The organism is Streptomyces sp. JLBT605, assembly GCF_058215555.1.
Genome location: NZ_CM177087.1, coordinates 6836246 through 6848940 on the forward strand (window position 1 = coordinate 6836246; position 12695 = coordinate 6848940).

Sequence of the window (12695 nt, forward strand, 5' to 3'; positions counted from 1 at the left end):
CTCCGCGGACACGGCCCGAACTCGTCAGTTCCCCTGATCCGGGGACGGGGCCGCCGCCGTCGAGCGGTAGGCGAAGCGGTCCTTGGCGCGCCGTCCGCGCTCTTCCACGGGCAGCACTCCGGTCGCCTTCGCCAGTCCGAAGGGCGGCATGTCGAAGTAGATCGACTCGTAGGACCCCTCGGGCACGATGTACGCCTCGTGCCACAGCCCCACATGCCCGCGGAGCTTCCCCGCACGCTGCTTGCGGTTGGCTATGCCCCACACCTTGTGGTGGAAGGCGTCGGGCGCGGAGGCGTACGCGTAGAGCTTCTCCTTGGACTCCCAGTACTGCACCACGTAGTAGGTGCGCGGCGAGGCGGTCAGCAGCACCCGGCCCAGCAGTCCCCGGCTGGGATCCTTGGCCAGCTCGCGGAGCATCCGTGGCATGGCGAGCAGCACCGGCAGCCACTGGTGGACCGCCCAGAAGTGATTGATGCGCATACCGATCAGCAGCACCACCGTGTCTCCCTCGGCAGCCGCGGTGGTGTAGCCCAAAGAGGGCTTGGCGAACATCGCTGCCTCCAGATCATCCGAGGTATGTGAGCGGTGATTACATCAGTGGGCGGGAGAGCGTGCAAGGCTTTCGACGAACCCGGAGCCACCCCAACTCCCCTGATTCCGCAGGCATCTTCAGAGCCGAGCGATGGCCCGCGGGCGACCTTGATGGTCCGCGGCCATGTGGTAGCACTGCATGCATGAAGGACAAGCCCGCCGAACGCACCGGTTACCACCATGGTTCCCTGCCCGAGGCCCTCACCACCGCGGCGCTCGAACTGCTGGACTCCCATGGCCTGGAGAAGGTGACGATGCGTGAGGTGGCGCGCCGGGCGGGGGTGTCACCGGGGGCCCCGTTCCGCCACTTCGCCGATCGTCGGGCGCTGGTCATGGCGGTTGCCGACCGGGTCCTGGCCGACTTCGAGCAATGGCAGCTCGCCGCGGTCCGGGCCGCCGACGGTCCCGCCATGCGTGCGCTGGGGCTCGGCTTCATCCGCTATGCGATTCGCCATCCGCACCGCTTCGAACTCGTCAGGTCCAGGGTCTTCGCCCCCTCCCAGCCGCCCGAACTCCGGCGCCGCCTCTCCGGTCTCGATCAGGCGCTGACCGATTTCGTCGTGGCCGACCAGCAGGCCGGCCGGCTGCGTCCGGGCGACCCGGCACTGGTGCGCCTGGCCGGACAGGCACTCGTCTACGGCCTGTCCCAGATGATCGTCGACGGGTATCTGCCCGCGGAGACGGCCGAGCAACTGGCCGAGCGGGTTCTCGACACCGCGGGCCTGAGCATCACCGACCCGCGCCAGGGGATGTCCGGTCCCACCTGAAGCCTGCCCGCCCCCCGGTACGGCGGGGGGCGAGTCGTCACCCGCGGTATGGGGTCGTGTCGCCTGCGTGGGCAAGCCGTGGCAGCGGCCTGGCGGGGAGCGAGCTCAGGGGTGTCCGATCCCCTGAGCAGGGAACCCGACACCCCGGCTCCTCGCGGAGACCGGAATGATCACGATATTCCGGGCAACCATTCGCATGCCTCGGCCGTCCTCTGGGCAGGGGCCCGTCCCCACCGTGGAAAACCGTCGAAACGAGCGCGGCCCAAGAGCCCGCCCGGGGGCATTGAGAGGTACATCATGAGAGCACGATCGGCCGCGGCGCGCCGTACTGGCGCGGCCTGCGCAGTGGCGCTGGGCCTGGTGGGTATCGCCGGTGCCGTGACCGTCGGCCCGGCGGCCGCGTCGGCCAAGGCGGCACCCGCCAAGGCGGCCGCGGCCAAGGCTGTCCCGGCCAAGGCGGCCGCCGCCTGCACCGCCCCGGCCGGCCCGTACCAGAAGCAGGCCGAGAAGTTCCTCCGCCTGCCGGTCGACGGCAGGCAGTCGGCCAGGGACTGCGAGGCGATACGTTCCTTCCAGACCGTGAACGGCATAGCACCCGCGGCCGGGTACGCCGGGCCCGTCACCTGGAAGGTCATGGAGCGGCAGCAGCGCACGGGCGACCGGTCCAGCTGCCCGACCAACAAGGGCCGCATCGCCTGCGTCGACCTCACGCGCCAGATCAGCTGGATACAGGACGGACGCAAGCGGATCCACGAGCCGGTCCCGGTCCGCACCGGCCGGAACGGCTACGAGACGCGCACCGGCATGCACAAGATCTACTGGCGGCACAAGGACCACGTGTCGTCGATCTACAACGTGAAAATGCCCTACAGCCAGTTCTTCGACGGCGGGCAGGCCTTCCATTCGATCTCGGGCAACATCTACTCCCCGCCCGGCTCCCACGGCTGTGTCAACATGCGCCCGGCGGATGCCGCCGCGTACTGGAGGCTGCTGCACAACGGCGACGACGTCTTCGTCTACGGACGCAAGCCCGGCACCTGACGCTCACATCGGCCGGGCGCCCACCACGGGAAGGGTGGGCGCGCCGCGCGGGGCGGCGCACGCAGGCGTCGGCCTGGCGGAGCTTGGCGGCCAGGCCCCAGCTCTGCCGGCTCAGCCCGATCCACCGGTGATCCGTGATAATTCGATCGCTTCGCGTTCCGGGCGGCGTTAGCTTGACGCGATGTCCGAACTGAGAACCGATCGTCTTGTGCTCCGTGGGTGGCGAGAGAGCGATCTCGCTCCGTGGGCGGCGATGAACGCCGATCCCGAGGTCCGCCGGTACTTTCCCGATGTGCTGACCCGGGAGCAGAGCGAGGCGTCCGCGCGCCGCTTCCAAGCGGACATCGACCGGCGCGGCTGGGGGTGGTGGGCGGTCGAGGTGAGGGAGACGGGGGAGTTCATCGGCTTCACCGGTCTGGACCCGGTGGAAGAGGGGATGCCGTTCACGGGTGTGGAGGCGGGCTGGCGGCTGGCTCACTCGGCGTGGGGGCACGGCTACGCGACCGAGGCCGCCCGTGCGGTCGTGGCCTTCGGCTTCGAGTCCCTGGCGCTGCCGGAGATCCTCGCGATAACGGCGGCCGGCAATCTGCCGTCCCAGGCCGTGATGCGCCGCCTGGGCATGAGCCGTGATCCGGCCGATGACTTCGACGACCCGACGGTGCCGCCCGGGCCGCTGCGCCCCAGCGTGGTGTACCGACTGCCTCGCGGAGGCTGAGCATCGTCGGACGCACGGTGCGATCCCCGGCCAGGCGAAACCGGGGATCGCCCGCACCGCCGCCTCCTCCGTCACATGGGCTATCGTGCCTCTCCGACCTTGACTGTCCGTGAAGGGGGAAGCGGAGAAGGAGAAGATCTCGCGGTGTCCGATCTGGGGCGGCTTGTCGCCGGCCGGTACCTGCTCGTGGAGCGGGTGGGCAGCGGCGGCATGGGCACGGTGTGGCGCGCCGAGGACAGACTGCTCGGCCGCCATGTCGCTGTGAAGAAGCTGCGTATACCGCCTCACCTGCACGATGACGAGGTCCGGACGCTCTACGAGCGCACCCGCCGGGAGGCTCGCAGCGCCGCGCGGATCGCTCACCCCAACGTGATCGTGGTGCACGACGTCGTCGATGACGAGGGTCTGCCGTGCATCGTCATGGAGTACATACCCTCGGTCACGCTCAGTGACGTGCTGAAGCGGCAGGGCGCGCTGCCGCCCGCCGAAGCCGCCCGGATCGGCCGCGCCATGACGGCCGCCCTGCGAGCCGCCCACGAGGCCGGCGTCCTGCACCGGGACGTCAAACCGGCCAATGTGCTGCTCGGCGAGGACGGGCGGATCGTGCTCACCGACTTCGGCATCGCCGTGGAGGCGGGGACGTCCTCGCTGACCAAGCCCGGCGAGTTGATCGGCTCCATCCACTACCTCGCGCCCGAACGCCTCAGGAACGGGAATGCCGGACCCGGCCCGGCCTGCGACCTGTGGGCCCTCGGCGCAACCCTGTACCAGGCGGTCGAGGGGCGGCAGCCTTTCCACCGCGACACCCCGATCGAGACCGCGTACGCCATCGCCACCGAACCTTACGAGCCCCTGCGCAACGCCGGCGAGCTGACGTCGGTGATCGAGGGCCTGCTCGTCAAGGAACCCGGACAGCGCCTGGACGTGCACGAGGTCGAACGCCTTCTGGGCGAGGCGGACGGCACTCCGACCGCTCGGGTGGAATCCGCGACCCGGACGGACCCCGCCCCCGGCCCCGCGCCCTCTCGGCGAGGGGGCAGTGGTGGCCGCCGAAAGGTGTTGTGGTCCGCCCTGGCGGTGGCACTGGCCGCCGCCGTGGCCGGCGGCGCGCTGTGGTGGCCGGACGGCGGCACCGATCGGCCGGCCGCCCAGCGGCCGGCGGAGAGCGCCTCCCCCTCCGCCCCGCCCAGCACTCCCTCCTCACCTCCGCCGCTGCCCGCCGGATACCACCTCGAAAAGGAGGACTCGGGCTTCTCCGTCCCCGTGCGGGACGGCTGGAAGCGCAAGCGGATGCGCGGTGGTGAAGTGGCCTACATCGACCCGTCCCGCCTGGTGGGCCTTCGGGTCAACGTCGTCCACTTCGCGGGTTCCGACCCCCTGCGGCACTGGCGTGAGACCGAAGAGGACCAGGCCCGCCGGGACAATCCGGGCTATGAGCGGGTGAGGATGGCCGCGACGACATTCCGGGGACGACCCGCCGGATACTGGGAGTTCACCTTCGACGGCAGGGCGCGGGAGTTCCGGGCGGCGGAGCTGGCTTTCGCCGGTGCGGACGGCACCCAGTACGTGGTCTACCTCTCCGCGCCGGATGCCCAATGGCATCAGTACCGGGCGGTCTTCGACACCGCCGTCGACGGAGTTCGCGTGAGTGAGTAGCGGGTTGCCCGGGAGCGGCGATCATCGCCGCTCATCCGGGAGATTCCGGACGCGTACCGGATACGGGACGAAGGTGCTGCTGTTCTCGTCGATGGCCAGCGGCTGCCCGAGTGGGGGAACGGCGCGCTGCGGGCAGTCGAGGCGTTCGCAGACACGGCAGCCCATGCCGATCGGGGTGGCCGCGGAGGCGTTGTCCAGGTCGAGTCCGTCGGAGTAGACCAGCCGCGCGGCGTGCCGGATCTCGCAGCCCAGGCCGATGGCGAAGGTCTTGCCCGGCTCACCCCAGCCGCCGCGGCTGCGGCTGACGGTGCGGGCGGCCCACAGATACCGCTGTCCATCGGGCATGGCGGCGATCTGGACGTGGATGCGGCCGGGCGCGGCGAACGCCTCGTAGACGTTCCACAGCGGACAGGTGCCGCCGGCCCGGGAGAAGTGGAAGCCGGTGGCGGACTGCCGCTTGGACAGGTTGCCCGCACGGTCCACCCGGACGAAGGAGAAGGGGACCCCGCGCAGCCGTGGCCGTTGCAGGGTGCTCAGACGGTGGCAGATCGTCTCGTAGCCGAGGCCGAAGCGGTCGGTGAGGCGCTCGATGTCGTACCGCGTCTCCTCGGCAGCGGAGTGGAAGTCGCGGTAGGGGAGGACCAGGGCGGCGGCGAAGTAGTTGGCCACGCCGATACGCGTCAGCTTCCAGGTCGGACACGCCTCGTCGAAGTCCTCGGAGGCGAGCCGGGAGATTTCGCCGCCGTACTCCAGCAGCGCCACTTGGGTAGCCATGCGGAACGCCTGCTGGCCGGGGCGCAGGCGGGGCGAGAGGTGCAGGGTGCGGTCCTGCGGGTCGTAGTGGTGCGGCCGGTCGCCGTCGGAGGTGACGCGCACCGCGTGCCGGTCCGCGAGACGGGCGGCCAGTGCCTGACGGATCTCGCCGGGCCGGACGCCGATGGCGCCTGCCAGCTCCTCGGCGGCGGTGTCCGCGTCGTGCAGGTAGTTCTGGCGGCGGTAGAAGAACTCGCGGATCTCCTCGTGCGGTGTGCGCGGGGTGGCGGTGCCGGGCACACCGGCGCGCCCGTCGGCCGCCTCGGCGAGCCGCTCGGCGAGCTCCTGATTGCGGCGGCTCAGGCGCAGCAGTACGTCCGCGACGCCGGGCAGCCGGGTGGCCAGCTCCGACAACTCCGAGGGCGAGACGCGGCCGTCGGCCATCTCGTCCGCCACGGCCTCCCGCAGGTCGGCCATGAGCCTGCCGGCGTCCCGTTCGGAGAAGAACGCGGCGTCCACGCCGAACGCCTCGGTCAGCCGGAGCAGGACGGGCACGGTCAGCGGGCGGGAGTCATGCTCCATCTGATTGAGGTAGCTCGGCGAGATCGCCAGGACGCGCGCCAGCTCGGCCTGGCTCATGCGCCGCTCCTCGCGCAGCCGCCGCAGCCGCGCCCCCGCGTAGGTCTTACCCACCCCGGCCTCCTCCCGCCGCCCACAGCCTAAGCCACACCACCGGAGAGTCGATCTTCGCAACCTTGGCAAGGTACGCCGGGAAGATTCACGGAAGTTGGCAGACGGCCAACGTTGATGGCACTCGGTGCCAGTGCCAGAGTCGTACCGCGGCCCACCGGACCCCACCCCAAGGGCGCGGCGTCAGGCGCCAATTCCCTTCCCATCCGGGCGCGTTGGGGCGGTCCGGCGCAAGCCCGCGAGCGCACACCGCACGCCGCCCCGCACACCGAGGGGCGGGCGGGGGTGGCGCGCGTGTCGCAGCCCAGAAGGCCGCGAGGCCCACTTCACACTCTTCACAGATCTTCGAACCGAACCAGGAGACGACCATGGCGCAGGCAGCGACGACGGCCGAGGCACTGGCCCAGCGGTGGGCGACCGACCCGCGGTGGAAGGGCGTCGAGCGGACATACGGCGCGGAGGACGTGATCCGCCTGTCGGGCAGCGTCCGCGAGGAACACACCCTCGCCCGGCGCGGAGCCGAGCGCCTGTGGCGGCAGCTGCACGACGAGGAGTACATCCACGCCCTCGGTGCCCTCACCGGCGGCCAGGCCGTGCAGATGGTGAAGGCCGGGCTCCAGGCCATCTACCTCTCCGGCTGGCAGGTGGCCGCCGACGCAAACCAGGCGGGTCACACCTACCCGGACCAGAGCCTGTACCCGGCCAACTCGGTGCCGCAGGTGGTGCGCCGGATCAACAACGCGCTGCTGCGCGCCGACCAGATCGCCACCGCCGAGGGCGGCACCGACACCACGGACTGGCTGGCGCCGATCGTCGCGGACGCCGAGGCCGGATTCGGCGGCCCGCTGAACGCCTTCGAGCTGACCAAGGCGATGATCGCGGCCGGGGCGGCGGGTATCCACTACGAGGACCAGCTGGCGTCGGAGAAGAAGTGCGGCCACCTCGGCGGCAAGGTACTGGTGCCCACCGCCCAGCACATCCGCACCCTCAACGCCGCCCGCCTCGCAGCCGACATCGCCGACGTCCCGACCCTCATCGTCGCCCGCACGGACGCACTCGCCGCCAACCTGCTGACCAGCGACGTCGACGAGCGCGACGCGCGCTTCTGCACCGGTGAGCGCACCGCGGAAGGCTTCTACCGGGTACACAACGGCATGGCCCCGGCGATCGCCCGCGGCCTGGCCTACGCCCCCTACGCCGACCTGCTGTGGATGGAGACCGGCACCCCCGACCTCGCCCAGGCGCGCGAGTTCGCCGAGGCGGTCCACGCCGAGTACCCGGACCGGATGCTGGCGTACAACTGCTCGCCGTCCTTCAACTGGAAGGCCGCCCTGGACGACGACCAGATCGCGAAGTTCCAGCGCGAGCTGGGCGCGATGGGCTACCGCTTCCAGTTCATCACGCTGGCCGGCTTCCACTCCCTCAACCACGGCATGTTCGACCTGGCCCGCGGCTACGCCGAGCACGGCATGACCGCCTACGTCGACCTCCAGGAGCGCGAGTTCGCCGCCCGGACGCACGGCTTCACCGCGGTCAGGCACCAGCGCGAGGTCGGCACGGGCTACTTCGACCTCGTCTCCACCGCGGTCAACCCCGCCTCCTCCACCACCGCGCTGACCGGCTCCACCGAGGAAGAGCAGTTCCACTAGGGAGCGCCAGGCGTCTCGACGCCGCGCAGACCCAACGGGCTCCCTGCCAAGGGCCCGCCGGCCGGGACGCCCACCCCACCCCGCGCCGGGCAACCCGCAGCCAGGTGGGGGCCGGCCGACTCCGCTCCACCGGCCCCCACCGCTCCCTTTCGAGGAGACCAGCCATGCCCACCACCGCCCTCGGAGCCGACCTGCCCGCCTTCTTCACCAGCGACGCCTACACACGCCACCTCGTACGCCGCCCCGTGCGGCCGGAAACGGAGCGATCGTGAACACCGAAGTCACCGGCATCCAGCGCGTGGGCGTGGTCGGCGGAGGCCAGATGGGGGCCGGGATCGCCGAGGTCTGCGCCCGCGCCGGGCTCGATACCGTCGTCTGCGAAGCGGATGCCACCGCGGCCCGCGCGGCCCGGGAACGAGTGGCGGCCTCCTTCGAACGCGCCGTCCGGCGCGGCAAGCTCGACCGCGTCAGCGCCCAGGACGCCCTCGCCCGGCTCGTCTTCACCGGCAGCCTCGACGAACTGGCCGACCGGCAGCTCGTCATCGAGGCCGTCGTCGAGAACGCGGAGGCCAAGACCGAGGTCTTCGCCGCTCTCGACAAGATCGTCGAGGATCCGGCGGCGATCCTCGCCACCAACACCTCCTCCATACCGGTCATGCGCCTGGGGATGGCGACCCACCGCGCCGACCGCGTCCTGGGACTGCACTTCTTCAACCCCGTGCCCGTCCTACCCCTGGTGGAGGTGGTGGCCTCCCTGCACACCGCGCCCAAAGCCATGACAGCCGTCGAGGACTTCGCCACCCGCACGCTGGGCAAGACGGTCGTCCATTCCCAGGACCGGGCCGGCTTCGTCGTCAACGCCCTGCTGATCCCCTATCTCCTCTCGGCGATCCGGATGGCCGAATCAGGCTTCGCCACCGCCGCCGATGTGGACGCCGGCATGGAACTGGGCTGCGCCCATCCCATGGGCCCGCTCAAGCTCGCCGACCTCATCGGGCTGGACACCGTCGCCGCCATCGCCGAGTCGCTCTACGAGGAGTTCAAGGAACCCCTCTACGCCCCGCCGCCGCTGCTGCACCGCATGGTCGAGGCGGGCCTGCTCGGCCGCAAAACAGGCTCGGGCTTCTATCCGTACGAATGACCACCGCAACGGACGGGGCATGGGGAGCGCTCATTGGCTCGATGAGGAAGCTGGCGGCTCCGGCATGTGCGACCCAGAGTCCGTCCAGGAGGGCTTCGTCGAACGCGGAATTCAACGCCGACTGCGCTGCTTCGAAGCCTTCGTCGAAGTCACCGAGGTCCACTCGGGTGCCACCGGCGAGCGTCCAGTAATTCTTCATCAGGAATTCCTGGTAATTGCGTGTCGACGCCCTGACGTCGATCCATCTCCGGATGGAGGCTTCGCGGTCGCTCTTTCGCTCCCGATCCAGCTCACGTTGCTCGGCCCTGGCCTCTTGGACCCGACGCTCGTCGGCCTGCCGGTGGTGCAGAAGTTCGGCGGTTGGGGGCAGGCGTCCCGGCGCCAGTGCGGTCCGCACGCGTCCAGGGCGCCGTGCCTTGCGGGGAGATCCGCGAGGAGCTCACTCGAACGGGTATGCCGCCGTCCGGCGCCGTGCCCTGGGGCATCGGCGGGCGGTTTGGTTGTCCGACGATCCTCTACCCGTAGGAGATGACATGACCGCTCGTATGGCCATCGCTGCCGCCGGCCTGGCTGCTGCCGCGACCCTTGGGGGCGCGGCCACGGCCGTCGCCCATGAGGCGGACGGCAAGGCCCAGAACTCCCCGGGCGTCGTCTCCGGCAACGTCATCCAGGTGCCGGTGGAGGTGGGTGCCAACGTTTGCGGCAACACGATCAACGTGGTCGGGCTGCTCAACCCGGCCACTGGTAACACCTGCGTGAACAAGTGAAGTAAGGCGAACCTCGCGCCTTGTCCCATGAGTAGCGTTGCCCTTGCGTCACCTGCGCCGACGCAATTCCTAAGCTCCTTCGGTGACATGACTGCCACCGGTGCGGTCGCCTGGCCGACTAGCGGCGCTAGCGATTCCGCGACCCCGCGCCGATGGGGCGCGGACTTCGCGGCCGCACGGGAACATGGGGTCATGTGTCCGGATATGGAGACTGAGGCTTGCCTTATCGGGCGGGCCAAGGTGTACTAGCCTCTGCTCGGCGTGGACCGCATTTTTGCGTCCGGCGTCGCGGGGGTGAACGGGGGATGGGTTGCTTTCTGGGTCGGGGTCGAGCCTGGCCGTGCTGATGAATGTCCGCGCTTGGCGCCGAGGATTGCATCAGTTCGATTTGGCGCTCATTCGAGGGAATTCCTGGCGTGGACGGAGTGCCACGCGGCATGATGACACCGCTCACCGCTGCATAGTGCTGTAGATCACAGCGGCTGCCTGTGGTGGGCGTAGAACGCGGGCATGAAGGAAGCCCCACCCCGACCGATGCTTGGTGGCTGGGAGGGGCAGGGCTTCCCGCTCTTACCGCTGAGTCGTGGCCCTGGCCGGAGTCTCCGGCCAGGGTCGCGGCGCTACGACAGCCACTCCAGCAGTGCGCGGAGTGCGGCAAGATACCTCGCCGCCCGCACCGCCTTCGTCGCTGCCAGGAGGGCGAGCTTCCTCACCCGTGGCCAGTTGACCCTGCGGCGGCCCTCGTGGCGCTGTTCCTTTTGGGAGGCCATCTCAGGCGCTCCTCCTTTCCGGGCCCCGGCCTTCGGCGCCCTGCAGGGGCGTCGAGGTTTGCAGTTGGGGAGCGGTAGGGAGGTTCAGGGGCAGCAGCCTAGCCCGGTGCAATGACATATGGTCAATCCGCAGAGTTACGTGCGAGTAGCTATCTGACCTGCAGTCATGACACTGCGTGCCGCCGCTGGTTGTGGTGTAGACCCGTGCACGTCGATCACCAGGGCAAACGTTCTGCAAATCTGAAACGGATCAGGGGGCTCCGTTTCAGGGAGCGCTCCCATGGCGGGCCGGCCCGCCCATGGTCGAGCTTGCTCGTTCCCGGTGGTCGGCTCGCGGCCGGGCGCTGGCGGGAGCCGACCACTAGGTCCCCAGGCGAGGCAGCAGCAGTCGGCCCAGGCGGGCCTTGACCATGGCGTCGAACCGGGCCTGATGGTGGTCGGCGGCCTGTTCACGTGTTCGCTCCGCGCTGTCCGGCCCCCGCGTGAAGAGCTCCTCGGGTCCGGCCATCAAGGCCTGCCCGAACCGCACCAGAAGCTCGTCGAGCCGTTCGCCACCGCTGGCGCCCTGTCCGTTGGCAGGCTCATCGGTGGGCTCGTCGGTGGACTCCTCGGTGGGCTCTTCGGACCCCGGGCGCGGTTCGACGGCGGTGGCCGGGAGCGGCTGGGCCGGATCGGAGTGATCAGCGGCCTGTGCGGCGAACTCCCACAACTGGCGGAAGTATTCGGGGGATCCGTCCAGTACGGTGACCAGGGTGTGCACGTGATCCCAGCAGGGCACGTGCGCTCCCTCCAGCAGGCTGAGGATTTCCTCCTCCGTCAGGCCGGCCACGACCGCGATCGCCCGAGGGGAGGGCGACCCCGCTCGACGGTGCAGGCTGCCCAGGGCGTCGTGCAGCGGCTCCATGCACGCGATCTCCTGGATGGTCCGGCCGGGTCCGGGCAGCAGCGGCGGGGGCTCGTACGTCGCGGAACCGCGCCCCTGGCGCAGCTTCTCGTTCTCCCAGACGCGCAACAGCGGCATCGGATCCGCTCCGCACGCGCGCGCGAACCGCTCCGTGAGCTCCCAGCTCGGGAACTTCTCCCCGCTCAGGATCCGGGACACATAGGAGGACGAGACGCCGATGCCCCTGCCCAACTGCCGCAGCGACGCGTCGGAGGCACGCTGCAGATGAGAGAGAACAGGCGCCAACTGGTTGCCGGCCCTGCGCGACGATCGCGCTAACTTCGGCAAGGACTGGGCCGGATCGCGGCTCCCGCCACCTGCCTGGGAGGGTGCGGCCCTCGGGGGGACGGGCTGGGGGCGCCGCTGGAGGCGGCGGTCGATGGCGCCCTCGCGGAACTGCCGTCGCGCGGTCCCGGGGCTGACGGCCAGCAGGTTCCCGATCGTCTCCCACGACACCTTGCGCCGCCGCGCCTGGCCGACCACGCCCGCGGTCAGCGTGTCGACCTGGCGGCGGAGACGAACCACGGTCTGCAGCGACTGGATCACCGTGTCCCGGTCGTGCGGAGACAGCAGTCTGATCAGGTGCCGGACCTCCTCCTGGGCATCGGCTGCCAGCTCTCGCAGCGCCTGGTCCATCACCTCGTCCGGGCCGGCGGGCTCCTCGGTCCTCTTCTCCCGCTTCCGGTACGCGGCCTGCCGGCAGGCCGTACCGCAGTACCGAGGCCGGCGCCCCCGGCCTTTCCGCGCCGTCAGCTCCCGCTGGCAGTTCAGGCACCAGGCGTGAGGCAGGTCTGCTTCCTGCATCGCGTCCCTCACCGTCGGAATTTCGTCGGCACCATAACGTCACTCAGGTGCCCGCGATGGCGCGGAGCGGACGACGAATACACCGCCCCGCCCGACGGTGCGTCCGCTGGGCGGCCCTTCCCGGCCTCAGCCGCCTGGCCGGCGACCGGAACACGGGCTGAGCTGGGACGCCGGGAGCCCTTCGGAAGCCGGGCGCACGGTGCACCGGGCGGGGTGGACGGCGCCGGTAGGCGGGAATCGAGGGACCGGACGGTGAAACGACGCGCCGCGCTCGCTGCTGACCAGTCAGCTACCGGCGGGAGGAATTTCGTAACGCTGGTAGCTTCGATGTCCCGAAGCCGCCTTCCGCAGGGAGGTTTGGCCTCGCGGAGACTCGGGGAGTCCACGTTGGTCTGCTCCTTCGTGTCA

11 protein-coding genes are annotated in these 12695 nt (G+C 70.3%); 7 read left to right on the forward strand and 4 right to left on the reverse strand.

Annotation, left to right across the window (positions count from 1 at the left end; all coding sequences use genetic code 11):
* Positions 1 to 24: 24 nt before the first annotated feature.
* The gene (locus AC4BDD_RS29740) at positions 25 to 552 is read right to left on the reverse strand and encodes a DUF4188 domain-containing protein (protein WP_490688571.1); all 528 of its coding nucleotides are present in this window, start codon (positions 550 to 552) and stop codon (positions 25 to 27) included.
* 182 nt (positions 553 to 734) lie between these two features.
* Here AC4BDD_RS29740 and AC4BDD_RS29745 point away from each other — a divergent pair, with 182 nt between their 5' ends.
* From AC4BDD_RS29745 to AC4BDD_RS29760, 4 genes are all read left to right on the forward strand, one after another.
* Positions 735 to 1358 carry a TetR/AcrR family transcriptional regulator gene (locus tag AC4BDD_RS29745; RefSeq protein ID WP_490688572.1) on the forward strand — a complete coding sequence of 208 codons (624 nt, stop codon included), beginning with the start codon at positions 735 to 737 and terminating at the stop codon, positions 1356 to 1358.
* A 297-nt stretch (positions 1359 to 1655) separates the two neighbouring features.
* A complete protein-coding gene (locus AC4BDD_RS29750) occupies positions 1656 to 2399 on the forward strand; it encodes a L,D-transpeptidase family protein (protein ID WP_490688573.1) in 744 nt (247 codons plus the stop codon).
* Positions 2400 to 2580: 181 nt separating this feature from the next.
* Positions 2581 to 3114 carry a GNAT family N-acetyltransferase gene (locus AC4BDD_RS29755; RefSeq protein ID WP_490688574.1) on the forward strand — a complete coding sequence of 178 codons (534 nt, stop codon included), beginning with the start codon at positions 2581 to 2583 and terminating at the stop codon, positions 3112 to 3114.
* Between the two features lie 144 nt (positions 3115 to 3258).
* The gene (locus AC4BDD_RS29760; RefSeq protein WP_490688575.1) at positions 3259 to 4770 is read left to right on the forward strand and encodes a serine/threonine-protein kinase; all 1512 of its coding nucleotides are present in this window, start codon (positions 3259 to 3261) and stop codon (positions 4768 to 4770) included.
* Positions 4771 to 4791: 21 nt separating this feature from the next.
* Here the strand turns inward: AC4BDD_RS29760 and AC4BDD_RS29765 are convergent, their stop codons facing one another.
* Positions 4792 to 6216 carry a short-chain fatty acyl-CoA regulator family protein gene (locus AC4BDD_RS29765; protein WP_490688576.1) on the reverse strand — a complete coding sequence of 475 codons (1425 nt, stop codon included), beginning with the start codon at positions 6214 to 6216 and terminating at the stop codon, positions 4792 to 4794.
* Positions 6217 to 6581: 365 nt separating this feature from the next.
* On the opposite strand from AC4BDD_RS29765, the gene aceA reads away from it, so the two are divergent.
* The 3 genes from aceA to AC4BDD_RS29780 all read left to right on the forward strand — a co-directional run bounded on the left by aceA (position 6582) and on the right by AC4BDD_RS29780 (position 9770).
* Positions 6582 to 7862: an isocitrate lyase gene (aceA, locus tag AC4BDD_RS29770; RefSeq protein ID WP_490688577.1), complete on the forward strand. Its 1281-nt coding sequence runs from the start codon at positions 6582 to 6584 to the stop codon at positions 7860 to 7862.
* 322 nt (positions 7863 to 8184) lie between these two features.
* Entirely contained in the window at positions 8185 to 9003 is an 819-nt protein-coding gene (locus AC4BDD_RS29775) for a 3-hydroxybutyryl-CoA dehydrogenase (protein WP_490691977.1), read from the forward strand.
* A gap of 533 nt (positions 9004 to 9536) precedes the next feature.
* Complete coding sequence (locus AC4BDD_RS29780; RefSeq protein ID WP_490688578.1) at positions 9537 to 9770, forward strand: chaplin; 234 nt, start codon at positions 9537 to 9539, stop codon at positions 9768 to 9770.
* Positions 9771 to 10390: 620 nt separating this feature from the next.
* Here the strand turns inward: AC4BDD_RS29780 and AC4BDD_RS29785 are convergent.
* Together AC4BDD_RS29785 and AC4BDD_RS29790 are read right to left on the reverse strand one after the other, a co-directional pair.
* Positions 10391 to 10540, reverse strand: a complete 150-nt coding sequence (locus AC4BDD_RS29785) for a hypothetical protein (protein ID WP_490688579.1) — start codon at positions 10538 to 10540, stop codon at positions 10391 to 10393.
* Positions 10541 to 10901: 361 nt separating this feature from the next.
* Positions 10902 to 12287, reverse strand: a complete 1386-nt coding sequence (locus tag AC4BDD_RS29790; RefSeq protein WP_490688580.1) for a helix-turn-helix domain-containing protein — start codon at positions 12285 to 12287, stop codon at positions 10902 to 10904.
* Between the last annotated feature and the right edge of the window lie 408 nt (positions 12288 to 12695).

Coding starts and splice junctions, on each gene's coding strand:
- AC4BDD_RS29740 (WP_490688571.1), bottom strand. CDS start 552: ATGTTCGCCAAGCCCTCTTTGGGCTACACCACCGCGGCTGCCGAGGGA.
- AC4BDD_RS29745 (WP_490688572.1), top strand. CDS start 735: ATGAAGGACAAGCCCGCCGAACGCACCGGTTACCACCATGGTTCCCTG.
- AC4BDD_RS29750 (WP_490688573.1), top strand. CDS start 1,656: ATGAGAGCACGATCGGCCGCGGCGCGCCGTACTGGCGCGGCCTGCGCA.
- AC4BDD_RS29755 (WP_490688574.1), top strand. CDS start 2,581: ATGTCCGAACTGAGAACCGATCGTCTTGTGCTCCGTGGGTGGCGAGAG.
- aceA (WP_490688577.1), top strand. CDS start 6,582: ATGGCGCAGGCAGCGACGACGGCCGAGGCACTGGCCCAGCGGTGGGCG.
- AC4BDD_RS29775 (WP_490691977.1), top strand. CDS start 8,185: ATGGGGGCCGGGATCGCCGAGGTCTGCGCCCGCGCCGGGCTCGATACC.
- AC4BDD_RS29780 (WP_490688578.1), top strand. CDS start 9,537: ATGACCGCTCGTATGGCCATCGCTGCCGCCGGCCTGGCTGCTGCCGCG.
- AC4BDD_RS29785 (WP_490688579.1), bottom strand. CDS start 10,540: ATGGCCTCCCAAAAGGAACAGCGCCACGAGGGCCGCCGCAGGGTCAAC.
- AC4BDD_RS29790 (WP_490688580.1), bottom strand. CDS start 12,287: ATGCAGGAAGCAGACCTGCCTCACGCCTGGTGCCTGAACTGCCAGCGG.